This window comes from Hymenobacter sp. (genome assembly GCF_031398885.1).
Classification (GTDB): domain Bacteria; phylum Bacteroidota; class Bacteroidia; order Cytophagales; family Hymenobacteraceae; genus Hymenobacter.
Window position 1 is genome coordinate 1 of sequence record NZ_JANNOD010000013.1, and the last position, 25,650, is coordinate 25,650.

At 67.6% G+C, this 25,650-nt stretch carries 20 protein-coding genes; 12 read left to right on the forward strand and 8 right to left on the reverse strand.

Annotation, left to right across the window (positions count from 1 at the left end; translation table 11 throughout):
• Positions 1-280 precede the first annotated feature (280 nt).
• The 4 genes from RMO51_RS01660 (at position 281) to RMO51_RS01675 (ending at position 6,879) form a co-directional block, all read left to right on the forward strand.
• Positions 281-1,933: a BatA domain-containing protein gene (locus tag RMO51_RS01660; protein WP_310391429.1), complete on the forward strand. Its 1,653-nt coding sequence runs from the start codon at positions 281-283 to the stop codon at positions 1,931-1,933.
• Positions 1,930-4,200 carry a hypothetical protein gene (locus RMO51_RS01665; protein ID WP_310391430.1) on the forward strand — a complete coding sequence of 757 codons (2,271 nt, stop codon included), beginning with the start codon at positions 1,930-1,932 and terminating at the stop codon, positions 4,198-4,200. Before RMO51_RS01660 ends, RMO51_RS01665 begins: the two co-directional genes overlap by 4 nt.
• A gap of 4 nt (positions 4,201-4,204) precedes the next feature.
• Positions 4,205-6,016, forward strand: a complete 1,812-nt coding sequence (locus RMO51_RS01670) for a hypothetical protein (protein ID WP_310391431.1) — start codon at positions 4,205-4,207, stop codon at positions 6,014-6,016.
• Between the two features lie 362 nt (positions 6,017-6,378).
• A complete protein-coding gene (locus RMO51_RS01675) occupies positions 6,379-6,879 on the forward strand; it encodes a hypothetical protein (RefSeq protein ID WP_310391432.1) in 501 nt (166 codons plus the stop codon).
• 183 nt (positions 6,880-7,062) lie between these two features.
• Here RMO51_RS01675 and RMO51_RS01680 read toward each other — a convergent pair whose 3' ends face one another.
• Positions 7,063-10,113 (reverse strand): IPT/TIG domain-containing protein, encoded by a 3,051-nt coding sequence (locus RMO51_RS01680; RefSeq protein WP_310391434.1) that lies wholly within the window; start codon positions 10,111-10,113, stop codon positions 7,063-7,065.
• A gap of 161 nt (positions 10,114-10,274) precedes the next feature.
• Complete coding sequence (gene murI, locus RMO51_RS01685) at positions 10,275-11,063, reverse strand: glutamate racemase (RefSeq protein ID WP_310391459.1); 789 nt, start codon at positions 11,061-11,063, stop codon at positions 10,275-10,277.
• A 330-nt stretch (positions 11,064-11,393) separates the two neighbouring features.
• Here murI and RMO51_RS01690 point away from each other — a divergent pair, with 330 nt between their 5' ends.
• Entirely contained in the window at positions 11,394-11,621 is a 228-nt protein-coding gene (locus RMO51_RS01690) for a hypothetical protein (protein ID WP_310391436.1), read from the forward strand.
• Here the strand turns inward: RMO51_RS01690 and RMO51_RS01695 are convergent.
• A complete protein-coding gene (locus RMO51_RS01695) occupies positions 11,618-12,316 on the reverse strand; it encodes an arylesterase (protein WP_310391437.1) in 699 nt (232 codons plus the stop codon). The two genes, RMO51_RS01690 and RMO51_RS01695, sit on opposite strands and share 4 nt — an antisense overlap.
• 326 nt (positions 12,317-12,642) lie before the next feature.
• Between RMO51_RS01695 and RMO51_RS01700 the strand changes: the two genes are divergently transcribed.
• Together RMO51_RS01700 and RMO51_RS01705 are read left to right on the forward strand one after the other, a co-directional pair.
• Positions 12,643-13,356, forward strand: a complete 714-nt coding sequence (locus tag RMO51_RS01700) for an ABC transporter ATP-binding protein (RefSeq protein WP_310391439.1) — start codon at positions 12,643-12,645, stop codon at positions 13,354-13,356.
• A 455-nt stretch (positions 13,357-13,811) separates the two neighbouring features.
• Positions 13,812-16,343 carry an FtsX-like permease family protein gene (locus RMO51_RS01705; protein ID WP_310391441.1) on the forward strand — a complete coding sequence of 844 codons (2,532 nt, stop codon included), beginning with the start codon at positions 13,812-13,814 and terminating at the stop codon, positions 16,341-16,343.
• 10 nt (positions 16,344-16,353) lie between these two features.
• Here the strand turns inward: RMO51_RS01705 and RMO51_RS01710 are convergent, their stop codons facing one another.
• Together RMO51_RS01710 and RMO51_RS01715 are read right to left on the reverse strand one after the other, a co-directional pair.
• The gene (locus RMO51_RS01710) at positions 16,354-16,722 is read right to left on the reverse strand and encodes a hypothetical protein (protein ID WP_310391442.1); all 369 of its coding nucleotides are present in this window, start codon (positions 16,720-16,722) and stop codon (positions 16,354-16,356) included.
• Positions 16,723-16,973: 251 nt separating this feature from the next.
• Positions 16,974-18,074: a Fic family protein gene (locus RMO51_RS01715; RefSeq protein WP_310391443.1), complete on the reverse strand. Its 1,101-nt coding sequence runs from the start codon at positions 18,072-18,074 to the stop codon at positions 16,974-16,976.
• A 157-nt stretch (positions 18,075-18,231) separates the two neighbouring features.
• Here RMO51_RS01715 and RMO51_RS01720 point away from each other — a divergent pair, with 157 nt between their 5' ends.
• The 4 genes from RMO51_RS01720 (at position 18,232) to RMO51_RS01735 (ending at position 22,352) form a co-directional block, all read left to right on the forward strand.
• The gene (locus RMO51_RS01720) at positions 18,232-18,828 is read left to right on the forward strand and encodes a DNA-3-methyladenine glycosylase I (RefSeq protein ID WP_310391444.1); all 597 of its coding nucleotides are present in this window, start codon (positions 18,232-18,234) and stop codon (positions 18,826-18,828) included.
• Between the two features lie 55 nt (positions 18,829-18,883).
• Positions 18,884-19,375: a YdeI/OmpD-associated family protein gene (locus RMO51_RS01725; RefSeq protein ID WP_310391445.1), complete on the forward strand. Its 492-nt coding sequence runs from the start codon at positions 18,884-18,886 to the stop codon at positions 19,373-19,375.
• 191 nt (positions 19,376-19,566) lie between these two features.
• The gene (locus RMO51_RS01730) at positions 19,567-20,088 is read left to right on the forward strand and encodes a hypothetical protein (RefSeq protein WP_310391446.1); all 522 of its coding nucleotides are present in this window, start codon (positions 19,567-19,569) and stop codon (positions 20,086-20,088) included.
• 347 nt (positions 20,089-20,435) lie between these two features.
• Positions 20,436-22,352, forward strand: coding sequence for an ABC-F family ATP-binding cassette domain-containing protein (locus RMO51_RS01735; protein WP_310391447.1), 1,917 nt, complete (start codon positions 20,436-20,438; stop codon positions 22,350-22,352).
• Between the two features lie 42 nt (positions 22,353-22,394).
• Here the strand turns inward: RMO51_RS01735 and RMO51_RS01740 are convergent, their stop codons facing one another.
• From RMO51_RS01740 to RMO51_RS01750, 3 genes are all read right to left on the reverse strand, one after another.
• A complete protein-coding gene (locus tag RMO51_RS01740) occupies positions 22,395-23,243 on the reverse strand; it encodes a hypothetical protein (protein WP_310391451.1) in 849 nt (282 codons plus the stop codon).
• 101 nt (positions 23,244-23,344) lie between these two features.
• Positions 23,345-23,698 carry a DUF952 domain-containing protein gene (locus tag RMO51_RS01745; RefSeq protein ID WP_310391453.1) on the reverse strand — a complete coding sequence of 118 codons (354 nt, stop codon included), beginning with the start codon at positions 23,696-23,698 and terminating at the stop codon, positions 23,345-23,347.
• A gap of 97 nt (positions 23,699-23,795) precedes the next feature.
• Complete coding sequence (locus tag RMO51_RS01750; protein ID WP_310391455.1) at positions 23,796-24,182, reverse strand: hypothetical protein; 387 nt, start codon at positions 24,180-24,182, stop codon at positions 23,796-23,798.
• A gap of 153 nt (positions 24,183-24,335) precedes the next feature.
• Between RMO51_RS01750 and hppD the strand changes: the two genes are divergently transcribed.
• Positions 24,336-25,469 (forward strand): 4-hydroxyphenylpyruvate dioxygenase, encoded by a 1,134-nt coding sequence (gene hppD / locus RMO51_RS01755; protein WP_310391457.1) that lies wholly within the window; start codon positions 24,336-24,338, stop codon positions 25,467-25,469.
• Positions 25,470-25,650: the final 181 nt, after the last annotated feature.

Genomic DNA, 25,650 nt, shown 5'->3' on the forward strand with positions numbered 1-25,650 from the left:
ACCCCCCCACACTCTAACCCAACACGCCTCTTTTCCGATGAGCCAGGGGTTCGACTACCACCAGCTCAGCATGACGTTCCTTCAGTCAGGAACAAGGCTAAGTTGCAGAGGCGCAACATTTGCGTTTCGCCGTTGAAATAGCACCACCAGGCCACGCCACAATCAATACCAACACTCGCAACGACGAGGCGCAAAACATTGCGGCTCGGCCACTAATTCATTACTCCGAGCCACCCAAGGCACGCATCCTGCGTCTGTGTGCTTACTTTATTCCGACCATTTGTTCTCGCTCCTCACTCCCGCCGCGCTCCTGGCCTTGTTGGGCCTGCTGGTGCCGGTGGCCATTCACCTTTGGAACCGCCGCCCGGGCCGCGAAGTGGCGGTGGGCAGCGTGCGTTGGCTGGCGGCCGGCGCCAACCGCCGCCTGCGCAACCTGAAGCCGGAGCAACTATGGCTCCTGCTGCTGCGGGCCGCCCTGCTCGCGGTGCTGGCCGTGGCGCTGGCCGGCCCGGTGTGGCGGCAAAGCCAGCCCGGGGGCCGGGGCCAGGTCTTGCTGAGCCCGGAAACCCTCGGCAACCCCGCCCTGGGCGCCCTGCGGCCCACCATCGACTCGCTGCGGCGGCGGGGCTACGGGCTGCGGTGGCTGGCACTGGGCTTTCCGCGGGTAACCGGGGCGGCGTGGCGGGCCGATTCGCTGGGGCGGCGCGACAGCGCCCGGCTGCTGGCGGCCGGGCAGCAGCCGGCTGGTAATTTTCAGTGGGCGCGGGTGGCGCAGGCGGCCGGCACCTTTCCAGGCCAGCCGCTCTACGTCGTCTCGCCGGCCAGCCTGCGCGACTTGCAGGGGCCGCACCCGCCGCTGGCGGCCACCATCACCTGGCAAACGCTGCCGACGCCTTCGACCACCACCTGGCTGCAAGCCGCGGCTTTGGGAGCCGACAGCCTGCGCCTGCTGCTGGGCCGCAGCAACGAAACCCAAACGGCTTTTCAGCTGGTGTCGGTGGCGCGGCCCCTGCCGGGCGCAGTGGTGCCGGCGGGCGGCCTGCCCCCGTTGCGGTTTGAAACCGGCGCGGCCGGCGGCCGGCTACAGTACATTGGCTCCAAGCTGGCGGCCCGCGAAGCCCAGCCGCCCGTACCGGTTCGCAGCCGGCCGCTGCGCGTGGTCATCTACGCCACCGCTCCGTACGCTGCCGACGCCCGCTACCTGCGGGCCGGGTTGCGCGCCGCCGCCACGGGCCTGCCCGTGCCGCTGGCGCTGAGCACTGCCGCCGCGCCGCCCAACCCGGCCACGGCCCCCGATTGGCTGTTCTGGCTAGCCGACGCCCCCCTGCCCGCGGCGTGGAATGCGGCTGTCCGCCGGGGCACCCGCGTGTGGCAGGAAGCCACCGGGCCGGGCGTGGCGGACAACGCCCAGCTCGAACCCGCGGCCGCGAACGAGACGCCGGTGGCAGTGCGGCGGCGGAACTCACCCCAACCCCGCCAGGCGGTTGGCCGGCCGCTCTGGGCCGATGGCCGGGGCCGGGCGGTGCTCTCGCGGCGCGACGCAGGCCAAGGGGCAGTCTACCGGCTGCACACCCGCCTCACCCCCCCCTGGAGCGAGCTGGGCGACAGCCCCGTCCTGCCGGCCCGGCTGCTAGCGCTGCTTCAGCCCGAGCTAACGGACGCGGATGCCCCCGCCGCGACGGCGCTGGACCAAGCCCTGGCGGCCCAGGACCGGCGCGCCCTCGACCCCGCGCAAATTTCCGCAAGTGCGCGCCCAGCCGTCCCCGGGCCGCCGGCCACCGTACCACCACCCGTGGCAACCAATGCGGTGCCATCAGTCTTTTACTTCACGAACTTGCGGCCGTGGCTGGTGCTGGTGGCGGGGCTGCTCTTTGCCCTTGAACGCCTGCTGGCCCGGCGGCGCGAGGCCCAAGTTTCATCCGCTACCCCATGAGCCAACCGGTCATTTCTTTGCCAACGCCGGATTTGATTCCGGCCCAAAAGCTGCTGCGGGCGGCCGGGCGCCGCTATGCGGCGCGGCGGGCGGCGGCCGTGCTGCTGCCCGCCATCGCGGGCGGGCTGCTGCTGGTACTACTGGCGCGGCACTGGTCCACAGCGCAACCCGGGCTAGTGGTGCTGGCCGGGCTGGGCGTGGGGGTGGTTGGCTTTCTGCTGTGGCCCTTGCGGCACGTGGGGCCCGCCACCGTCGCGCCCCGTCTCGACCGGCAGTTTGGGGCGTTGGAGGACAGCACCGGCCTGCTGCTGCGGCACCCGGAGGAGCTGAACATGCTGGAGCAGCTGCAGCAGCAACGGGTGGTGCAACGTCTGCGGGACCTGCGCGCCGCCAAGGCGCTGTCGCTGCCTGTTTCCTTCCGGTGGTCGGGGCTGGCCACGGGGCTCTTGTTGGCGGCCGGCGCGGCGGTGTGGTACGGGCCCGCGGCCCGGCAGCGGGCCCGGCCGGCGGGCGTGGCGGTGCGTTTTACCACCGCGCGGCCTGCTAAACCGGGCCCGGTACCAGCGCGCATCGCGCAAACCCTGCTGCGGGTGACGCCCCCGGCCTACACCCGCCAGTCTGCCTTCGCGCCCGCGCAGGCCTCGTTCCAGTGCCCGCAGGGGTCGCGGGTGCGGTGGCAGGTGCGGGTGAACGGGACCAGTGGCCAACGCCCGGAGCTGGAGCTGGGCCGGCAGCGGGTGCGCCTGCAGCCGGTGGCCGGGCAGGCGGGCGTGTTTTTCGCCGAGCGAACCCTGGCCGCCTCGGCGCTCTACCGGCTGCGCCTGGCCGGCACGGTGTCGGACGACTACGCCATCGACGTGCGGCCCGACCAGGCGCCGGTGGTGCGCATCCAAACGCCCAAGCCCTACACCCTCGTGGCCTTCGGCACCCGGCCGGACCTGCCGGTGCGGGCCAGCGTGCGCGACGATTACGGCCTGAGTCGGGCTGAGCTGGTCATCACCGTGGCGCAGGGCCAGGGCGAGGCTGTGAAGTTCCGCGAGGTGCGGCGCGACTTGAGCGCGGGCCTGGGCAGCAACCCGCCGCAAGCTACCCTCGCCAGCCAGCTCAACCTGCCCCGGCTGGGCCTGACTTACGGCGACGAGCTGTACTTCTACATCTCGGCCCGCGACAACGCCGGGCACGCCGCCCGCACCGAGGCCTACCTCGTGCAGTGGCAGGACACCGCGCTGGCCGACAGCCCCAGCGACCTGGGCATGGGCGTGAAGGTGGCGCCGGCCTACTTCCGCAGCCAGCGCCAAATCATCATCGACACCGAAAAGCTCATCGCCGAAAAGCCCCGGCTGGCCGACGTCGCCGTGGTGGAGCGCGCCAACGCCCTGGGGTTCGACCAGCAGGCGCTACGCCTGCGCTACGGCAAGTTTATGGGCGAGGAGTCGGAGCAGGCCATTGGCGCGGCGGCCCCGCACTCGCCCATCGCCGAGGACGAGCACGAGGAGGAAGGCGACCACCCCGCCCCCACCGCCGAGGCCCCCGGGCACGACGAGCACGACGGCCACGACCACGCCGGAACCACTCTCCCGGGCGCCAAAGCCTCGCCCACCGCCGAAACCGACGCGCTGATGGAGCCATACATGCACCTGCACGACGACGCCGAAACCGCCGACTTCCTGGAGCCCGCCGTGAAGGCCAAGCTGCGCGCCGTGCTCGACCAGATGTGGGCCGCCGAGCTGCGCCTGCGCACCAACCAGTTGGCCGCGGCCCTGCCCTACGAGTACCGCGCCCTGCGCCTGCTTAAGCAAGTGCAGCAGCAAACCCGCGCCTACGTCAAAAAAGCCGGCTTCACCCCGCCTCCCCTGCCCGAAGCCACCCTGCGCCTCACCGGCGAGCTGGCCGGGGCCGCCGTACCCCGGCGCCAGCAAACCCTGCCCGCGCCCGCCGATCAGCCCACCGTGCGGGCTGCCCTGCGCTGGCTGGCGACGCACGAGAGCCGCCCGCAAACCAACCCGGCCGACGTGCGCCTGCTCGAACAAGCCGGCCCGGCTCTGGCGGGCGCGGCCCTGCAGCGGCCGGGGGTGTACCTGCCGGCCCTGCGCGCCCTGCGCCAGCTGGTGGCCGACGTGCGCGCCGGCCGCACCGCCTGCGCCGAATGCACCGCCCCCGTGGCGCGCGCCCTCACCGACCTGCTGGCGGTCCCCGCGCCGGCGCCAGCCGCGCCGCCCGCGCCCGACCGGCTGGCCCGCCGGTATTTTCAGGAGTTAAGCCGTTAGCGTTTTGTTTATTGCCCCGCCCAACCCCGGTGTTTACTACGGCCTGCTGGCCTTTTGCGTGCTGCTCGGCCTGGGGACGGGGGCGCTGGCCTGGCAGCGGCCGCGCCGCCGGTACCGGTGGGGGCGGATAGCGGCCGGGGCAGTGGCGGCCGGGGCGCTGTGGCTCACGGCCTTCCCGCCGCTGCGCCGCCTGCCCGCCGCCCGGGCCGAAGCCATCCTGCTCACCGACGGCTACGCACCCGACACCCTCCGCCGGCTGCTGCGCCGCCTGGGCCCGGGCACACCGGTATGGCACTACGACGGCCCGGCGGCCCCCGCCCGAAGCCGCCCGCTACCCAGCCTGCTCACCCTGGCCGAGCAGCGCCCGGCCCTGCGCCGCCTGCACGTACTGGGCGAGGGTCTGGCCGCGGCCGAGCTGCCCGCGCTGGGGGCCCTGCCAATGCAGTGGCACGCCGGGCCGCCCCCAGCCGGGTTTCGCACGGCGCTGTGGCGGCCCACGCTGGCGTTGGGCGAGGCCCTGCAAGTGGAAGGAACGGTGGAGCTGCCCGACGGCGGCGCCCCGGCCTGGGTGGGCCTGCGCGCCGCCGGCACCGTGCGCGACTCGGTGCGGCTGCCCGCGGGCGGCGGGGCGCTCCGGCTGCGGTACCAGCCCAAAACCGCGGGCCGGGCGCTCTACGAGCTAGTGCTTCGCCGGGCGGGCCAGCCGCTGGTCACCGAGCCCGTGCCAGTCGAAGTCACTCTGCCCACGCGGCCGGCCGTGCTCCTGCTCACGGCCACACCCGCGTTCGAGTTCAAGTTCCTGAAGAATTACCTGGCCGAAGCCCACTACCCCGTGGCCCTCCGCACCACCGTAAGCCGGGGCCTGGTGCAGACGGATTTCGTGAATCAACCGGCCGGGCCCCTGAACCGCCTCACCCCCACCCTACTGGCCCGCTACTCCATCGTGGTAGCCGATGCCGCCAGCTTGGGGGCTTTGCCCGGGGCCGAAGCCCAGGCCCTGCAAACGGCCCAGCGCGCCGGCCGGCTCGGCCTGGTGGTGCTGGCCGAGGCCGCGCCCCTACCCAGGACCGTGCCGGGCCGCGCCGATTTTGCGGTGCTGCCCCGCGCGGCCGCGCAAGCCGGGCCCCAGCCCCTGGCCTGGCCCGATGCCCCGCCCGAAGCCCGGGCCGCCGTGCCCGCCCAGCTGCGCCCGGCCCCGGCGCTGCGGGCCCTGGTATCGGGGCCCGGCCAGGCGCTGGTGGCGGCCAGTCGGCGCGTGGGGCTGGGCTTTGTGGTGGTGTCGGTAGTGCCCGAAACGTTCAGGTGGGGTTTACAGGGCCGGGCGCCGGTGTACGCTTCGTTTTGGAACCGGCTGCTCACGGCCGCCGCGCCCCCGGCCCCGGCGGCGGCTACCTGGCGGACGGGCACCCGCTGGCCCCGCGCCCGGCAGCCCCTCACGCTGCACCTGGCCGCGGCGGCGTTGCCCGCGGCCAGGCCTACGGTGGTTCTGGCCGCGGGCGGCCCGGCCGTTCGGCTGGCCCTGCGCCAAGATACCCGACTGCCCGAGTGGAGCACTGCCCAGTTCTGGCCCGCAGCGGCGGGCTGGTACCAGGTGCGCGGCCCCGACAAAACCACGCATAACTTCTACGCTTATCCGGCGGCGGCGTGGCGCGGGCCCGAGCGGCAAGCGCGCCAGCAAGCCGCGGCGCAGCGGCAAGCGGCAGTAGCCGCTGGTGCCCCAGCCCGGGATACGGTACAGGAGCCTTGGCCGGCAGCCTGGTTTTTTGGGGCGTTTCTGCTGGCGGCAGGGTTTCTATGGCTGGAAGAGAAGCTGTAAGAAACACGTCTCGCAAGCTAGATACAGCTGGTTTCTGCAATTCGTACGAAGGTAGAGACGCAATGTCTTGTGTCTCGTCGTGGCCCGATGACGGGTGAACGGCGTGCTGGGGGTCGTTCAATGACAAGACGCAAAATATTGCGTCTCTACTGCATCTCAGCAGCTCACATCAGATTGTGCATCCGCTGTCGGACCGTTCATTTACTGGCTTCAGCGGAGACTGGAAATTGAATAATTGGGATGATAAGAAAGTGAAAATCAAAACGCCTGGATTTTCACTTTCTGTGAATAGCTTTGACCCACCATCACAACTTACCGGCTGACTCAAACCCATGAAAATCAATCTACTCATGCTTTTCGGAATGGCAGCTTTGCCGGCGCTCGGGCAGGACGCCAACGTTCAGCCCATGCCCTGGCCGGCGCGCAGAGCATCCATCGGGGTGCTGGGCACCTACAATGCCGTTGGCTTGCAGGCCGACTACCGCTTTGCCAAAAGCTGGGGCGTGAAACTGGCCGGGGTCAGGCAATTCGGCTACGAGCGGCCGGCTGAATACGGCCGGGCCGGCATCGGCCTCCTCACCTATTCCTTTCCCACTCGTAGCCAGCTGGTAGAACCGGTGGTGGGCGTGGGCGCCGTGCGGACGGTGTACCACTGGGCGCTGGCGGGCCGGAGCGGCAACGTGACCGACTGGAACGTGGGCGGCGGCTTCGGCGCCAACCTGCGGTTCAGCGACCGGTTCCGAACCGGCCTCAATATCTTTCTGGTCAACGGTTTTCGGGCCGAGTACCAAGCCGGGGACATGGTCGTGACCAGCCGCCGGCTCGTGGCCTTCCCCACGCTGACGCTGGACGTACTACTGTAACCCGGTGCTTCCCCGGCTCTTCAGGGGGTTTGTTGGTGCTTTGTCAGAGCAGCTTTTCCCGGTTCTTCCGCTCGTAATGCGCAGCTCCATCCCACATAAAAAAGGGCCTCCGCAGTAGCAGAGGCCCTTTTCGCATTACCGCGGGCCCTGCCAGCCAAGCGCCAGCAGGACCCATTCGGTCGGTTAGTTCTTTTCGATGCGACGGACGGCAGTAACCGCGCCCTGGCGCACTTCGAGCAGGTACATGCCGGTAGCCAGGCCGGCCGGGAGGCGCAGTTGCTGGTCGGCGGCGAGGGGAGCCGGAGCCAGCACCACGCGGCCGGTCAGGTCGCGCAGGGCCACCGTGGCCGCGCCCGCCGTGGGCAGCACCACCGTGAGGCGGTCCGTGGCCGGGTTCGGGAACACCGCCAGGCCGGGCAATGCCTGGCTGGCCAGCGTGGCCGACACCAGCGCGAACGGAGTGGCGCTGGTGGCCGTACCGCTGGGCGTAACCACCGAAATGAGGCCGCTCACGCTGCCCGTGCCCGAGGGAACCACCAACGTGATGCTGGTAGCCGATACCACCGTGAAGCTGGTTACCGCGAAGGTGCCAATGCTGACCGCGGTAGCGCCCGTGAAGCCCGTGCCCGTGATGGTCACCGTCGTGCCCGGTCCGCCTGTGGTGGGCGTGAAGCTGCTAATGGTGGGCGCCACGGGCGCCGCCGTCAGGGTAAGGGTCACGGCGTTGGAAGTGCCGCCGCCGGGCGTGGGGTTCACCACCGTGACGCTGTAGATGCCAGCCGGCGCCAGCACCGGCACCGTGCCCGTGAGCTGCGTAGCCGAGACGAACGTACTGGGGATGGCCACGCCGTCCACGTTCACCACCGAAGCCGCCGTGAAGCCCGTGCCGGTGAGGGTCACCGAGATGGCGGGGCCGGCCACGGCCGTGTTCGGCGTGATGGCCGTGATGGCGGGCACCGGGTTGGTCGGGGCCGTGAAGTCGGTGATGGAAATATCGTCGATGCTGATGCGCGGATTCACCATGGCCGTAGCGTTGGTGCTGCTGATGCGGAAGCGCACGTTGCCGGCCTGATTGACGGTGAACGTGTAGGGCGTGAGCGTGGCGGTGAGCGTAGCCGGGGCGCCAGCCACCGTGGTGTAGCTGGTGCCGCCGTTGCCGGACACTTCCAGGATGAAGGAAGCGCCGGTGTCAACGCCGTAGAGGGCCGCGTTCACGGTCACGGTGCCGGCCCCGGTTGGCTTATCAAACGTCATGGCCACGGACCCCCCACCGCGAATGCGGGCCGATTTCAGGCCGTTGAAGCGGTCCGAAAAAGTAGTGCCGATGAGGGCTTCGGTGAAGGTCCAGACGCCGCTGGTGAGCGTGACCGGGCCGGCGGCGTAAGCCGCTTTCGTGCCGGTTTCAAAGTCTTCGAACGCCCCGGCAGTGCTGGGGTTGCTCACGGTGAAGGTGAAAGCATTCGACGTACCCGCCGCGTTGGTTACCGAAACCGGGAAGTTCCCGGCCGTGGCCAAAGCAGCAGCCGGGATGGTGACCACCAGCGTGGTGGCGGTGCTGCTGGTCTGGGTGTAGCTCACGCTGTTGAAGTTCACCGTCGAGGTGGGCGTGAAGCCCGTACCGGTGATGGTGAGCGTGGCGTCGGGCCCGCCGACCACCTGGGCGTTCGGCGCCAGGGCCGAAATGACGGGGGCCACGGCGGGGACGGTCACCGTAAAGGTGCCGGTGCTGGTGGCCGTGCCGCCGGGCGTGGTCACGGAGATGGGGCCGCTGGTGGCACCGGTGGGCACCGCGAAGGTGATGGTGGCGGCGTCAACCACGGTGAAACCGGTGATGGCCGCACCGTTCAGGGTAACGGCCGTGGCGCCGGTCAGCTCGGTGCCGGTCACCGTGACCGTGGCGCCCACGGGGCCCGTGGTGGGGGTGAAGCTGGCAATGGTAGGCGCCGGCGTGGCAGCGCTGGTCACGGTGCCGGTCACGGCCACGTTGGCGGTGGTAGCGCCGGTACTGGCCACGGTTACGTTGCCAGCGTAGGAGCCGACGGTGGTGCCAATGAGGCGAACGTATACCGGGGTATTGGCAGCGGTACCGGCAGCTTGGGCCACGTTCACGGTTGCCGCGTAGCCGCTGGCCGCCGCCAGTGATACTTCGTAACCGGCCGGGGCCGTAACCACCAGGTCAGCCGTGAGGGTGGTGCCGCCCACCGTGATGAGCTGGCTGGCCGAAGCCGTGCCAACGGCCGTCGAGAAAGCCGTCAGGGTGGCCGGCGTGGCGGTGATGCTCGCGGTGGGGGCGCCGGTGCAGGCGCTGGTGTTCAGCGGAGCGTCGGTGGCGGTCAGGGCCACGGCCGTCACCCCCGCCGCGGGGTTCACGGTGTTGGCCGAGCTGGGCCACACGCCGTCGGCGTCGGAAGCGCAGCCAACCGGGGCAGCATCCACCACGGAGAACTGCTCAATGCGGCGCACGCCGGTGGGCAGCACGTTCGGAATGAGGGTGTTCCAATCGCCGGCGGCAGCGGTGTAGTAAGCGGGCAAGCTTGCTACCGTGGCGCCGGTGGCGGCAATGGCTTCCACCACGGCCAGGGCCAGGGGCCGGCCGGTGCCGTCCACGTTATCGTACACGGCCACCAAGTTTTTGGGCGTAGCCGATGAGCTGCCCTTAAAGCCGCTGGCATCGGTAGCAGTGGCACCCGTGCCGAAGGCCAGCACGGTCATGGTCTGGTTCAGCGCCAGGCGCTTTTCCACCGTCGCCGGCGTGGCGTCGGGGGCCACTACAATGGTTGGGAACACCGTATTGCCGGCCGTGAAGCGGGTGTTACCGGTGTTCAGAAAAGCAAACCACCCCGTGTAGGAGCCGCTGGCGTTGGTCGTGAAAGTACCGTAGTTGTTTGCCGAGCTCAGGCTAGCCGAGCTGGTGTAGAGGTAGGCAGTAGCGGCCGGCGTGGCCCCCGGCGTAATCAGGAGGGGATTACCCGCCCCGGGGTTCGTCGAGCCCAGGTCGGCGCTGACGCCGACTTGGTTGAAGTACCGGTATAAGGTATTCGGGGTGAGGTTGCTGACCGTGGCGCGGTACACCACCGGCACCCGCGTGGCGGTACCACTGCTGATGTATTGCGGCACCAGCACGCCGGTGAAATCGGCTTGGGTAAGGTTTTGTGCAAACCCGGCCAGCGGAAGCGTAAAGGCTAGTAGCCCCAACAGGGCCCGCCGCCAACGAAGAGTAATGTGTTTAAGCATGAGTAAAATTGAAAAGTGGACAGTGATGAGGGCGTAAAGCTACGGCCGTCCCATGCCGAATACACCCTGGCGGCATGTTATGGAAAAGTGACGCTACGCCGGGCGGCCCCGCTGCCCAAGCGGCGCCGGAGCGGCAAGGCGACCGGCCCGCTGTTCTGCCGCTATTCCCAGAGCGGGTAGTGCTCCAGGTGCACTTCCTGCCCGAAAAAAAGCCGCGTGCTTTCCTCAAACGAGCGGGTGAAATCGGACACGTAGAAGTGGTGGGCCGGCGGCTGGACCGGGGCGGGAGCCAGCAGGCCGTGGGCCGCGAGGTAGGTTTCGGCGTCGGCCGCCACCACGTCGGAGGCGTCCAGCACGTCGACCCGGCCGTCGTAGTAGCGGGCAATCTGCTCCTTGATGAGCGGGTAGTGGGTGCAGGCCAGCACCAGCGCGTCGATGTCGGCCAGGGCGGCGTGGCCCAGATACGTCCCGATGATGTCGTCGCTGATGGAGTTCTGGAAGAAGCCCTCCTCAATCATGGGCACCAGCAGCGGGGTGGCCAGCGACTGCAAGTCCACGCCGGCATCGAGGGCGTCGACCTTCTTTTTGTACACGTTGGAGTTCACCGTTTGCTTGGTGCCGATGAGGCCCACCCGGCGGTCGGGGTAGGCCAGGCCCAGGTGGGCCACGATGGGGTCGATGACATTCAGCACCCGGGCCTTGGAGCCCACGTACTCGCGCACCAGCTCGTAGGCGGCGGCCGAGGCCGAGTTGCAGGCTATCATAATGAGCTTGCAGTGCTGGCGCAGCAGCAGGTCGCAAATCTTGACGGAGTAGGCCTGGATGGCGGCGGCGCTCTTGTCGCCATAGGGCAGGTGGGCGGTGTCGCCGAAGTACACGATGCGTTCGTGGGGCAGGCGCCGCGCCACGGCCCGCGCCACGGTGAGCCCGCCAATGCCGGAGTCGAACATCCCAATGGGCCGGGCGGCCAGGGCCGCGGCCGAACCAGCGGGCGCAGAAGCAGCGGTTGTCATGCGGCAAAGGTAGCCCGGGGCGGCGCGGGCCTGGGTATTTTCAATGAGCAATGAGCAGTGAATAATGAGCGATGAGCAGTGCGCAAAAGGAACGTCATGTCGAGCTTGCCGAGACATCTCGCGCGCGTCGTTGTGCGATTGAGTTACTGCCGCACGCGAGATGTCTCGGCAAGCTCGACATGACGTTCCTTCTGCTCATCGCTCATCGCTCATTATTCACTGAAAATACCCGTTATTTCCGCCCCCTTTCCAGCTCTTCTACTTTTTATGAGCATTATCCTGGCCGAAATTGACCATGCCTTGGCCGCCCACGACGCCCGGCGGGGCCGCCCCGTGGCCATCTACCTCGGCGAGCGCAAGCTCACCCAGCTCACCCTGGACGCCGCCCACGCCGCCCTGCCCGAGCTCAGCACCGACGCCGGCCGGCCCCTCGCCTACCGCAACCTGGAGCTGCTGCGCGACGAAGTGGACGTGGACGGCGTACGGGTTATCTAGGGCTTCGGGGCCAGCAGGGGCCGCAGCACAGCCCACACCGTGCGGGCCACCACGCGGTGCCCGGCCGGCGTGGGGTGAATGCCGTCGGGCTGGTTGAGCTGCCGGTTGCCGCCCACGCCTTCGAGCAGGAAGGGGATTAACACTAAGTTATTTTTCGTGGCCATCTGCTGATAGAGGCGCCGGAAGTCGGCGGCGTAGGCCTGGCCCAGGTTGGGCGGAATCTGCATCCCGGCCAGCACGATTTGGGCGCCCGGGCTGCGCCGCCGTACCGTGTCGATGATGGCCTGCAGGTTGCGGCGGGTGTCGGCGAGGGGCAGGCCGCGCAGGCCGTCGTTGGCGCCCAGCTCCAGCACGAACACGGCCACCGGCTGGCGCAGCACCCAGCCCACCCGGCTGCGGCCCCCGGCCGTGGTTTCGCCGCTCAGGCCGGCGTTGATGACTTCGTAGCCCAGCTTGAGCGAGTCGATTTTCTGGGCCACCAGCCCGGGAAAGGCTTCCTCCGGCTCCACGCCCAGGCCGGCCGTGAGGCTGTTGCCAAAGAACAGTAGGCGCTTGGTGGCGGCGGCCGGCGCGGCAGTGGCGGCAGGACCAGCGGCGGCCGGCGCGGCGGTGGGGGCGCCGGCGGGCGGGTTGGAGTTGCAGGCGCTCAGGGCCAGGGCCAGTAGGCCGGCGCGCGAAAGACAAAGGAGGTTCATGGGCAGCGTTTTGGGCACGAAGCCGTAAAGGCAGAAAACATGGCGAAGGTTTCCGCGTCTTGGCTAACGAACGGCGGGCCGCGCGGTTGTGAAGTGAGCGGTGTTTGAGACGTTGATAGCGCGTTACGTCGCACCAACAGAACGCCATGAGAACGTCATGCAGAGCGGAGCGAAGCATCTCGCTCGCCTCGTTGAACCGAAGGTCAGCGCAGCTAACGATTGAATTACTCCCCCACGCGAGATGCTTCGCTCCGCTCTGCATGACGTTCTGCTTACCCTCTTCCCCTTACCCTCTTCCCCCCATTCCCTCCCACACCTTCCCCCGCATGAGCATTCTCCGCGTCGACAACCTCACCAAGACTTACCCCAGCGCCGGCCAGGCCCTCACCGTGCTGCACGCCGTGAGCTTTGAGCTGGCCGCCGGCGACACCTTTGCCATCGTGGGCCCCTCGGGCTCGGGCAAGACCACCCTGCTGGGCCTCTGCGCCGGGCTCGACCGCGCCACCTCCGGCAGCGTCTGGCTCAACAATATTCGGCTCGACGAGCTGAACGAGGACCAGCGGGCGGCCGTGCGCAACCAGCACGTGGGCTTTATCTTCCAGAACTTCCAGCTGCTGCCCACCCTCACGGCCCTCGAAAACGTGCTGGTGCCCCTGGAGCTGCGCGGGCAGCGCGGCGCCGAGGCCACCGCCCGCGCCCTGCTCGACCGCGTGGGCCTGGCCGACCGCGCCCGCCACTACCCGGCCCAGCTCTCGGGCGGCGAGCAGCAGCGCGTGAGCCTGGCCCGCGCCTTTGCCAACCGCCCGGCCGTGCTCTTCGCCGACGAGCCCACCGGCAACCTCGACCCCGACACCAGCGAGCGGGTGGTGAACCTGCTCTTCGAGCTGAACCGCGAGGCTGGCACCACGCTCGTGCTCGTGACCCACGACTTGGAGCTGGCCGCCCGCACCCAGCGCGTGCTGCGCCTGCGCGGCGGCAAAGTGGTAGCCGACGAGCCGACGGCGGCCGTCCTGGCCCCGCCGGCCGTCGTATCGGAATAATGCTAAACCCGTTTTCAGCTTCCTTTTCGCGAATTCTTCGTTTCCAGCCACTGGGGGCCGGTTGGCCGGACGACGGCATGTTTCACCTCGGACATGCCGTCGTCTGCCCTCGGACGTGCCGTCGTCCGGCCCCGGACAACGGCACGTCTTGCCCCAGACGACGGCACGAATAAGAACCTTGCTATTATACCATTTCAGCCGTTCAACGAGGTTCCTCGTTTAGCGCCGCGGCCACACTCCCCTCCTCAGCCGAGGAGGGGACGCCAAACCGCAGGATTGGCTGGGGTGGTTGACTCGTTGCACGAGGCCTCCCGGTGCGCGGGCGGGGCGTTTGGGCATCGTTCAACGCCCGCAACCACCCCCGTTCGAGCCGTTGGCTCGAACATCCCCTCCTTGGTAAGGAGGGGAGTTTGTTCGCCCCTCCCCCTTCCCCCCATCACCCCCTCACCCAAAGCATGAATAACACTTCCTGGCTTCTGACCATGGCTTGGCGCGACAGCCGCCGCAGCCGGGCGCGGCTGCTGCTGTTCATGGCCAGCATCGTGCTGGGCATCGCGGCGCTGGTGGGCATCAACTCGTTTGGCGACAACCTGGCCGCCAGCATTGCCGGGCAGGCGCGCGAGCTGCTGGGCGCCGACCTGGTGCTCTCGGCCAACCAGCCCCTGGCGCCCCGCCTGGAGCCCGTGCTCGGCCGGCTCGGGGTGGCCCAGACCCGGGAGCTGGCCTTCGCCTCGCTGGTGCAGTTCCGGCCGAACAAGGGCGTGCGGCTGGCCCAAATCCGGGCCCGCGACGGCGGCTTCTTCTACGGCGACTGGGAGACGGAGCCCCGGGCGGCGGCCCAACGGTTCGCGGCGGCACAAGGGACGCCGGGCGCGCTCGTGGAGGACGCGCTGCTGGTGCAGTTTGGGGCCCAAGTGGGCGACTCCGTGCAGGTGGGGCGGCTGGTGCTGCCCATCATCGGGCGGGTGCTGAAGACGCCCGGGCAGTCGGGCATTGGCAGCGCGGTGGCGCCCACGGTGTTCATTCCGGTGGCGCTGGTGGGCCAAACCGGGCTGGTGCAGCGCGGCAGCCGGGTGCAGTACCGGCGGGCGTTTCGCTTCGCGCCGGGCACCGACGTGGCGGCCGTGCTCAAGCCCCTGCAAGCCCGCCTTGACCGGGCCGACATCGACACCGACACCGTGGCCAGCCGCCAGCAAAGCACCGGCCGCGCCTTCGCCGACCTCACCCGTTTCCTGAGTTTGGTGGCCTTCGTGGCGCTGCTGCTCGGCTGCGTGGGCGTGGCCAGCGCCGTGAATTTGTACGTGCGCGAGAAGCTGGCCGCCGTGGCCGTGCTGCGCTGCCTGGGCGCCAGCGGCCGGCAGGCACTGTTGATTTATTTGATTCAGACCGCCGGGCTGGGACTGGCGGGCGCGGTGCTGGGGGCGGCCCTGGGCGCGGCCGTGCAAGGGCTGTTGCCGCGGGTGCTGGGCGACTTCCTGCCGGTGGACATTGTGGTGAGCGTGTCGTGGCCGGCCGTGCTCACCGGCCTGGCCACGGGGCTGCTGATGGCGGTGCTCTTCGCCCTGCTGCCGCTGCTGAGCATCCGGCGGGTGTCGCCGCTGCGGGTGCTGCGGGTGGCCTTTGAGGACGACACGGCCGCGCCCGACCCGTGGCGGCTGCTGGTCATCGGCATCATCGGGCTATTCATCCTCGCCTTCGCCTACGGCCAGACCCGCGACTGGAAGCTTACGCTGGGCTTCGGGGCGGGGCTGCTGACGGCCTTCGCGGCGCTGGCCGGCCTGGGGCGCCTGCTCATGGCCGGGGTGCGGCGCTTCTTCCCCGCCGGCTGGGGCTACGTGTGGCGCCAGGGCCTGGCCAACCTCTACCGCCCCCAGAACCAGACGCTCACGCTGGTCACCTCCATCGGGCTGGGCACCTTCCTGCTGGCCACGCTCTTCCTCGTGCAGGCTCTGCTGCTGGGCCGCGTGCAGATTGCCGCCCAGGGCCGGCAGCCCAACCTGGTGCTGTTCGACATCCAGCCCGAGCAGCGGGCCGGGGTCGAGCGCCTGCTGCGGGCCCAGCGGCTGCCCGTGCTCCAGCAAGTGCCCATCGTGACTATGCGCCTGACGGCCATCAACCGCCGCTCGGTGTCCCTCATCAAGAAAGACACCGCCAACGGCATCCCCGCCTGGGCCCTCACCCGTGAGTACCGCGTGACCTACCGCGACTCGCTGAACTCGTCGGAAAAGCTGGCCACGGGCACGGGGCCCGTCCGCGGGCCCGACGGCACGCCGCGCGTGTCGGTCGAGGCCGGCTACCTCACCCGCGTCAAGCTCAAGCTGGGCGACACGCTGGACTTCAACGTGCAGGGCGCCCCGCTGCGGGCCATCGTGGGCGGCACCCGCGAGATTGACCGGGCCCGGGTGCAGCCCAGCTTCCTGGTGGTGTTCCCGGCCGGCGTGCTGGAGCGGGCGCCGCAGTTTCAGGTGCTGCTCACCCGCACGGGCAGCACGGCCCAGCTGGCGGCGGTGCAGCAGCAGCTGGTGGCGCAGTTCCCCAACGTGTCGGCCATTGACTTGGGCCTAATCCTGCAAACGCTGGACGACATCATCGGCAAAATCTCCTTCGTCATCCGCTTCATGGCCGGCTTCAGCATCCTCACCGGCTTGCTCGTGCTCAGCAGCTCGGTGGTGGTGAGCCGCTACCAGCGGGTGCGCGAAAGCGTGCTCCTGCGCACCCTGGGCGCCAACCGCCAGCAGATTCTGCGCATCACCCTGGTCGAGTACGGCCTGCTGGGCCTGCTGGCGGCGCTGGCCGGCATCGGGCTGGCGCTGCTGGCGGCCTGGGCCCTGGCGGTGTGGGTGTTCGAGTCCGGCTTCGGCCCGGCGCTGGGGCCGCTGCTGGGCCTGGCCGCACTGGTCACCGCCCTCACCGCCGGCATCGGCCTGCTCAACAGCCGTGACGTGCTGCGCCGCTCGCCGCTGGAAGTGCTGCGGGCCGAGGGGTGAGTAGCAGCACTCACCGCGTCGGTCCCAGGTCTTTGGCGGTGCGGTGGAAGTGCTTGCGCCGCAGTTTCCGGCGCACGTCGGCCGGGATGGGCCAGCCGTTGGCGAAGCTGCTGAGAATGTCGGCCTCCCGCTGGGCACTGTAGCGCACTGCCTTGCCGAGGCCGACGGCGGCGGGGACCGCCCCGGCCACCATCCCGCTCACGGCGCCCTCCACGGTGGTTGAAGACGCCATCGTGGCGCCCGAGGTCAGCAAACCATCGGCGCCGCGCCGCCGCTGCACGAATAACTTGTGGACCGCAAAGGCGGTATCCCGGCCTTGCCCGTAGCCGGGCAGCACCGCGCCACCCCACATCAACACGCCAAACAACCAATTTTTCATACCTGCCTGGACTCACCGCCCGTGATTTTATCTGCCGTCCCAAAGTGGTTGGCCACCCCCGGCAAAGGGGCACCGGACGGGAGAATCACATTCGGGCCATTTGGTTGCAACCGGCGGCACCCCGCCCTGGACCCGCTGCTCCCCGCGAGTCGCTCGTCTCCGCGCCGGCCGGCTCAACAGCCGCGCCGGGCTGCGCCGCTCGCCGCTCGCCGCTGGCGGTGCTGGGGACTTAGGGGTAAGGCGGTGGTACGTCACGAAACCAGCCGATAAGCCGTGCTCCGCCCGCCGGCGGCCTCCTTCACCAGAATCTGCTGCTCCACCAGCGCCTGAATGTCGCGCGTGGCCGTGTCCTGCGAGCACTTGGCAATCGTGGCCCACTTGGAGGAAGTCAGCTTGCCCTCGAAGCCGTCGAGCAACAGGTTGAGCAGCCGCTGCGGCCGGGCGTTGAACTGCTTCGGGGCGTGCTGCTCCCAGAACCGGGCCTTGGTCCGCACTTTCGCCAGCGTGTGCTCCGTGGCAGCCAGCGCCCGGCTCAGGCAGGCCAGGAACCATTCCAGCCACGCGGTGATATTGAGGCCCCCTTTTTGGGCAGCCTCCAGCTCGGCGTAATAAGCCGGCCGCTCCTCGCGGATTTGCGCCGACAGGCTGTAGAAGCGCTGCGCCGTGCCGTCGGCCCGCGCCAACTGCAAGTCGGTGATGGCGCGGGCCAGCCGCCCGTTGCCGTCCTCGAACGGGTGAATGGTGACGAACCACAAGTGCGCCACCGCCGCTTTGATCACGGCATCGAGCACCATCGGCCCGTTGAACCAAACCAGGAAGCGCTGCATCTCCGCAGGGACCACGCCCGCGTCGGGGGCTTCAAAGTGCACCCGTTCTCGCCCCACCGCGCCCGAAACTACCTGCATCGGTCCTTTGCGTCCGGTGCGCCACGCCCCCACCGCGATGCGCTGCACGCCGCTGCGCATCGCGGTGGGGAACAACGCTGCCTGCCAACCAAACAGCCGCTCGACCGTCAGCGCCTGGCCGAACTCCTGCGTGGCATTCAGCAGCATTTCCACCACGCCCTCCACCCGCCGCTCGGCCGGTACTAGCCCGCCCACATCGAGCCCCAGCCGCCGCGCCAGCGAGGAACGGACTTGGTCGGGCGGCAGCATTTCCCCTTCGATTTCACTGGATTTCAGCACGTCCAGCGTCAGCGTCTGGAACGTGGCCTCTGCCTGCACCGGAAATCCCAAGGCCTCCATATGCCCCAGCACCCGGCCCTGCTGCTGCCGCACGGCCCCCAGCAACGGCTCCAGCTGCTCGCGCTGCCAGGTAAAGTTGGGCCAGTCGGGACACTGGTAGATGTACATGGCTATTCTCCGCAGATTGTGCGGTGAATGTAGGGGTTATTCTCCGCACCGGGCCATTGCGCCGCCCGTGCCAGGTGCCGCCGTTCGCAGCGGGGGAGGCGGCGGGCCGGCGCTTGTGTTTCGGCGAAATTCCCGGCGGCTTGGCTTGCTTTGCGGCATGAGCGCCTGCCCCCAGTTCAGCCACGACGAGTTTACCCGCGCCTACCACGCCCACGAGTGGGGCGAGCCGGTGTCGGACCCCATCATCCTGTTCGAGTACGTGGTGCTGCACACCTTCCAGGCCGGGCTGCCGCTGCACTGGGTGCTGAAGCGCCGCGAGGCTTTCCGCGACGCCCTCTGCAACTTTGAGCCCGCCCGCCTGGCCCGTTTCAGCGAGGACGACGTGGCCGAGTTCCTGCTGAACCCCCGCGTCATCCGCAACCGCCGCAAGGCCGAAACCACCCGTCAGAACGCCCAGGCCTGGCTGCGCCTGCGCACCGAGGAGGGCGGCGACGCGGGCCTGCTGCGGTTTTTCTACGGCTTTGTGGGCGGCCGGCCCGTTGTCAACCGCTGGGCCACGGCGGCCGAAGTGCCCGCCACTGCCCCCGCCGGCGACGCCCTGGCCCGGGAGCTGAAAAGCCGCGGGTTCGGCCTGCTCGGCCCCTTCGGCGGCTATAGCCTGCTCCAAACCGCCGGCCTCGTCAACGACCACCTCCTGACTTGTCCTCGCCACAGTGAATGCGCTCAATTGGTGGCGGAGTGGGAGCCGGGCTAAGTGCCCCGACCAGCCGGTATTTCTACTTTTGGGTGAGCCTTGTTTACTTTGAAGCATGGACGCTCCTGCCTTTCACTTTCGGGCCGAATTGCTGACCAGCGGGGTCGGCGACATGCAAATCCAGCTCGTGCCGGTGCCGCCCCAGGTAGTGGAGGGCCTGGGGGCAAAACCCAACTTGCGGGTCCTGGCCACCATCAACGGGCACGCCTTGCGCCGGGGTCTGCTGCCCAAAGCCGACGGCAGCCGGTACCTGCTGCTGGGTAAGCTGATCTGCCGCCGGCACGGGTTTCGGGTGGGCGACGAGTTGGCCATCACCCTCACGGCCGACCCCAACCCCGACCAGGTCGACCTGCCCGACGAGCTGGCCGAGGGCCTCGAAGCCTGGCCCGAAGCCCAGGCCGGGTTTGCGCGGCTCACCCCCGGCCGGCAGCGCGGCATCGCCTACCGCATCGACAGCGCCAAGCGACCCGAAACGCGGCTCCAGCGCGCCCTGCAGGAGCTTGAGCAGCTAGCGCGGGGCGGGCAGCGGCCGGAATTTGCCGGGTAGCGTCCGGACGGTTCAGGGGCCGACTGATGGCAGGTGGCCGCATGCAAGCACTCCCGGCAAGGCCGACCGCTTCATCTCCTATGTCATATAATCATTTTCAACTCGGCCTACTGACTTTATTGGTGACCAACAGAGCCGCAAAACGTAGCTTTGAGGCATTTCTGCACCTCTGCTCTTCCACGTTTGTCTCCATGCGCTACCACATTGCCGGGCTATTGGCCCTGCTACTCTTCGCGGCTTCGGCTCAGGCCCAATTCATTACCGACCCGGCCCGTGCCACGGCCGCGCGCGACACCCTGTTGCGCGAGGCCCAACAGCTGCGGCAGCGCGTCGAGCAAACCACCCGTCGCTTCAGCACCAATGCCCGCGGCCGCAGCCGAAAGCGGGTGGTCGTAGTCGGTGAGGTCGACCCCACGCTGGCGGCGGGAGTGCCCGCCCCGGGCCAGCCCCAGCCCGTGCAGCCCCGCATAAGGTGGAAGCACGTTACCCGCTACCGCCGCAACGGGCGGGTACAGGAGCGGTTTCGCGCCTGGCTCGATAACAACACCCTGCTCGACGAGCGCCGCCTGAATGGCACTGTGCTCTGGCTGTCGTTGCCCCTTCCTTATTCTAGCCCCCTGGGGGTGGTCATGCGGCATCGCGGCTTCTACCTGCGAACGGGCTATCTGGTCTACGACAAAGACGTGTATGTCCTGCCGCAGCCGGCCCAGTAGCCCGTCCATTTGCATATGCAATCAGACCGTTTGGATGTGCGTTTGGCCTTCGCCACCGCCGCGACGGGGAGTGTCGGGGGCCTCTTGGAGGGGGAATTATTTCTTTTGCTTCTTGGACTGTAAATACAAAGCAACCCCGAACAAGGCAATGCCAAGCAAACCGTAACCGAAGAAACCGAGAATTTCAGACATACATTATAAAAGGTCGTGGAAATATTTCATAAGATAGCGGCGAAAACGTGTTGCCCAGCGACCCCAAAAGTCTAGCATATTCCGCTAACTAAAAACGTACTGGTCTAGAACTACAACTTCCAACCCCGCCCGCCCCGGCCGTACCTTTGCGGCCTATGAATTTGTTATCCGCCGAGAATATCTCGAAGAATTACGCCGACCGCTGGCTGTTTAAAGACCTGAACTTCGGCTTGCAACTGGGCCAGCGCGTGGCCTTTGTGGGCATCAACGGCACCGGCAAAACCACCCTGCTGCGCGTGCTGGCCGGCCTCGAAATTCCCGACACCGGCCTGGTGAGCACCCGCAAGGGCATCCGCGTCACCTACCTGGGCCAGCAGCCGGTGTTCGACGAGAGCCTGAGCGTGGAGGAAACCATCTTTGCCAGCCAGAACGACACGCTCCGGGCCATCCAGGAGTACGAGCACGTTATCAACGACGCCGACCACAAGCCCGACGACCTCCAGCGCGTGCTCGAACGCATGGACGCCCTCAACGCCTGGGACTACGAGGCGCAGGTGCAGCAGATTCTGGGCCGCCTGGGCATCCTCGGCGAGCTGCTGACCCGCAACGTGAGCCAGCTCTCGGGCGGGCAGCGCAAGCGCGTGGCCCTGGCCCGCGTCCTCATCGAAGAGCCCGACGTGCTGCTACTCGACGAGCCCACCAACCACCTGGACTTGAGCACCATCGAGTGGCTCGAAAACCGCCTCTCCTCCCCCACCCTCACCCTGCTGATGGTGACCCACGACCGGTACTTTCTCGACAAAGTGGCCAACGAAATAGTGGAGCTCGACAAGGGCACCATGTACCGCTACCAGGGCAACTACGCCTATTTCGTGGAGAAAAAAGCCGACCGCGAGATGCGCGAAGCCACCGAAGTGGAGAAGGCCCGCAACCTCTTTCGCAAGGAGCTGGAATGGATGCGGCGCATGCCCCAGGCCCGCGGCACCAAGCAAAAAGCCCGCATCGACGCCTTCTACGTGACCAAGGAAAAGGCCAGCACCAACCTCAACAAGCAGCAGATTGAGCTGAGCGTGAAAACCACCCGGCAGGGCGGCAAAATCATCGAAGCCCACCACCTGACCAAAAAGTTCGGCGCGCTTACCGTGCTCGACGATTTCAACTACGTGTTCAAAAAGAAGGACCGGATTGGCTTGGTGGGGCCCAACGGCGTGGGCAAGTCCACGCTCATGAACATGCTCACGGGCAAGCTGCCGCCCGATTCCGGCACCATCGACGTGGGCACGAACACCGTGTTCGGCTACTACACCCAGACCGAGTTGGAATTCGACCCGCAGCAGCGCGTCATCGACATCGTGAAGGAAGTGGCCGAAGTGGTGGAGCTGGCCAACGGCGACGTGCTCACCGCCAGCCAGTTTCTCAACCTGTTCCTCTTCCCGCCGGCCCAGCAGTACACCCTGGTGAGCAAGCTGAGTGGCGGCGAGAAGCGCCGCCTGCAGCTGCTGCGCGTGCTCATCAAAAACCCCAACTTCCTGATTCTGGACGAGCCAACCAACGACCTGGACCTGGCCACGCTCAACATTCTGGAGGATTTCTTGCTGCACTTCACCGGCTGCCTGCTCATCGTGAGCCACGACCGGTACTTCCTCGACCACCTCGCCGAACACCTCTTCGTGCTCGAGCCCGGCGGGGCCGTCCTCAACTTCCCCGGTAACTACACCGACTACCGCGAGTACCTGGAAGAGCGTGAAACCGAAGCCACCCTCGAAGCCGAAGAAAAGGCCGCCAAGGCCGCCCGCGCCGCCGCCAAGCTGGCCGCGCCCGTGGCCGTGAGCACCGCCGTAGCCCCGGCGCCGCAGAAGCGCCGCGCCTCTTTCGCCGAGAAAAAGGAGCACGAGCAGCTTGAAAAAGCCATGGCTACCCTCGAAGTGGAGAAGCAGGAAATCACCGCCCGGCTGAACGGCGGCAGCGGCAGCCCGCAGGATTTCGCCGCCTGGGGCGCCCGGTTGCAAGCCATTGAGAAAGAGTTGGGCGAAAAGGAAGAGCGGTGGCTAGAGTTGGCGGAGCTTGGGTAAGCATCGCCCCCGTTCTGGTCGTGAAGAGGCCCCTTGCTTGAGCTACCGCCGTCGCCGGGTCTGCGCAAACTCCAGCGATGCCGCCGTGCTGCCCACCGGCGCCTTCACCACCAAGCCGTCGGCGGCGTCGTAGCGGGGGAAGTAGAGGTAGCCGCGCACCTGGTCGCCGGGCGCCAGGGTAACCTTGCGCAGGGCGTAATCCTGCAGCATGGCGGCGCGTTGCTGCATCACCTCGGCGGCCACGGCGTGCTCGATTTTGGTGGCGGCCGACACGACGCTGTAGGTCACGGCCGCGTCGCGGATGGCGGCCCGGCCTTCGTACTGGGCGCGGGTTTCGTTCTTGCCGATGCTGGCCACGTCCGTCGCCACGCTGGCCACGGTCAGGGCCACCCCAAACCAGTCGATGCGGGCGGCTTTACGGGCTGCCCGCTCGGCGCGTTCACGCAGGGCGATTATTTCGGGCTCGGGGTCGAAGGCCGCCACTTCGCGGGGCGGCAGCGGGGGCAGCGGCAATGCCATGCTCGCGGCAGCCACCGCGGCCGTTACTTCGGCACCGGGCAGCGGTTTGGGGCGCTTGGCTTTTTGACCGGGCGCAAGGGCCGGGGTGGGCAAGCGGCTGGCCTGGTACTGAAACGCGGCGGGGTCCACGACCAGCGCGCGGCGCGTGGGGTTGCGGTATTCGGCTTCGAACACCACCCGCGTGGGCTCGTAGCACACGAAGCTCAGGCGCACTTCCACGCTGTCGGCCACGGCCTGGGCCTGCTCGCGGCCTTCGGCAAACAGCCCGGTGGGTTGGGCCGGCCTCAGGCCCAGCTGGTAGGTGGGGGCGCAGGCCGTGGCCAGCCCCAGCAGGGCCAGCAGGCGCAGCGGGCGGAAGTAAAAAGGCAGCATAATACCGGCCAGCGTGGTGAGAGAAGGATTTCCTGCGGAAGATGCCGGCCGCCGCATCGGGGTTGCATCGTTTCGCAATTTATTCAGCAATTTCCCTATCCCTATTCTTCAGCCAGTTCGGGCGGCAGGTGAAACGCCCCCGCGGCATCGGCTCCAAAAGGCCACGTGCGCCGTACCGCCGCCAACGGCACCGGCCCAAAGACGTGCGCGAACGCCTCGTTTCGAGAGGCCACCCATTCGCGCGCCACGCGCACGCCGGCCGCGGCCAGGGCTGCTTCGTCCCATTCTAGCAACACCAAAGCGGCCCGCCCGGCATAGTACCGGCGGGCCGTTTCTAAAATCTGGTGTTGTTCAGAGGAATGGATAAATCCTTCGGCCGCTAAGTCGGCGCTGGCAAAAAAGCCGGTTTGCTGGGCCCGGTGCCAGTCGACGGCTTCAGCAATGCGATATAACACTTCGTTTAATGAGGAATGAGGAATGAAGAATTGATGTAAATGCAGGTGAAGGTGCTGATGCAATTCCTCATTCTTCATTCCTCATTAAGCGCAGCGTCTACGCTTTCCACAGTTCCTGCTGCACCTGCTTGCCCACGGTGAGCATGATGCGCACGGGGTTGGGGATGAGCGTGATGCGGGCTTCTTTGCCGGGGTACTTCTCCGAATCAACCCAGACGCCTTCTTTGGGCGAGGGCGTGGAGCCGGGCGTGCTGGGCAGGTAGGCGGTGGGCAGCAGCACGTCGGTGTCCGACTTGAGGTCGGTGTGCACCTTGTCGAGGGCTGTTTCGAGGAAGTCGCCGTACTCGTCGTTGAAGTCGTCCTCCAGGTCGTGCAGGGCCTCTTCCACGTCGTCGTAGCGGGCGTCGTCGTACTTGAGGGTGTGCAGCTCGGCTTTCTTTTCGATGAGGGCCACCAGGGCTAGGTTGAGTTCTTCGGTATTCATGGGGGCGCTAAGGGCGGAGGATGGGGCACAAAAATGGGCACGAATTATCAAACGCCCGCCGCCGGCTTCGATTTGATTTCGGCGCGTCGGCCGAAATCTGCCGGAACCCGTAATTTTACCCGGCAACCTCCCCCTGCTTTTCCCCTCCCGTCCATGCACACCATGACCTCGCCCGAAGTGCTGGCCCAGCCCGCCCAGGATTTCCTGCCCCTGAAAGGCACCGACCACGTCGAATTCTACGTCGGCAACGCCAAGCAGTCGGCCTACTACTACCAAGCCGCGTTCGGCTACGAGCTGGTGGCCTACGCCGGCCCCGAAACCGGCCTGCGCGACCGCGCCAGCTACGTGCTCCAGCAGGGCAAAATCCGCCTCGTGCTCACCACTTCCCTCCTGCCCGACTCCGAAATCAGCGAGCACGTGCGCCAGCACGGCGACGGCGTAAAGGTAATGGCCCTCTGGGTGGACGACGCCCGCCAGGCCTTCGAGGAAACCACCAGGCGCGGCGCCCGCGTGGCCTTCGAGCCGTATACGCTGGAGGACGAGTTCGGCACCGTCACGCTGGCCGGCATCTACACCTATGGCGAGAGCGTGCACACCTTCGTGGAGCGGACCAATTACGCGGGTCCGTTTCTGCCCGGCTACGTGGCCAAAACCAGCGCCGTGCCGCCGGGCGCGCCCGTGGGCCTGCTGCACGTCGACCACTGCGTGGGCAATGTGGGCTGGGGCGAAATGAACCAGTGGGTGAAGTTTTACGAGGACGTGATGGGCTTCAAGCTCCTGCTCACCTTCGACGACGACGACATCAGCACAGAGTATTCGGCCCTGATGAGCAAGGTGGTGAGCAACGGCAACGGCTACGTGAAATTCCCCATCAACGAGCCCGCCGAAGGCAAGAAAAAGTCGCAGATTGAGGAGTACCTCGACTACTACCACTCGCCCGGCGTGCAGCACATCGCCATTGCCACCAACGACATCCGCGCCACCGTGGCCGAGCTGCGCCGCCGCGGCGTGGAGTTTCTCTCCGTGCCCGGCACCTACTACGAGGACCTGCTCCAGCGCATCGGCCAGATTGACGAAGACCTGCAGTCGCTCCAGGACCTGAACCTGCTGGTGGACCGCGACGAAGAAGGCTACCTGCTCCAGATTTTCACCAAGCCCGTGGAGGACCGGCCCACGGTATTCTACGAAATCATCCAGCGCAAGGGCGCCAAGAGCTTTGGCAAAGGCAACTTCAAGGCGCTGTTCGAAAGCATTGAGCGCGAGCAGGCCCTGCGGGGAAATTTGTAATTCCTAAATTTTCGCACTCTGCGAACCTCTGCGTGCACCTCCGCGGCCCACCGCGATAAACAAAAACTATAAATACCCGAGGGGCCGGCCCGGGCAACCAATGCTGGCAACATAGACAAAATTTATGAAAAAAAAAATTACACGCCCAGCCACCACGCGCGCAAATCTATACAAAAGCACC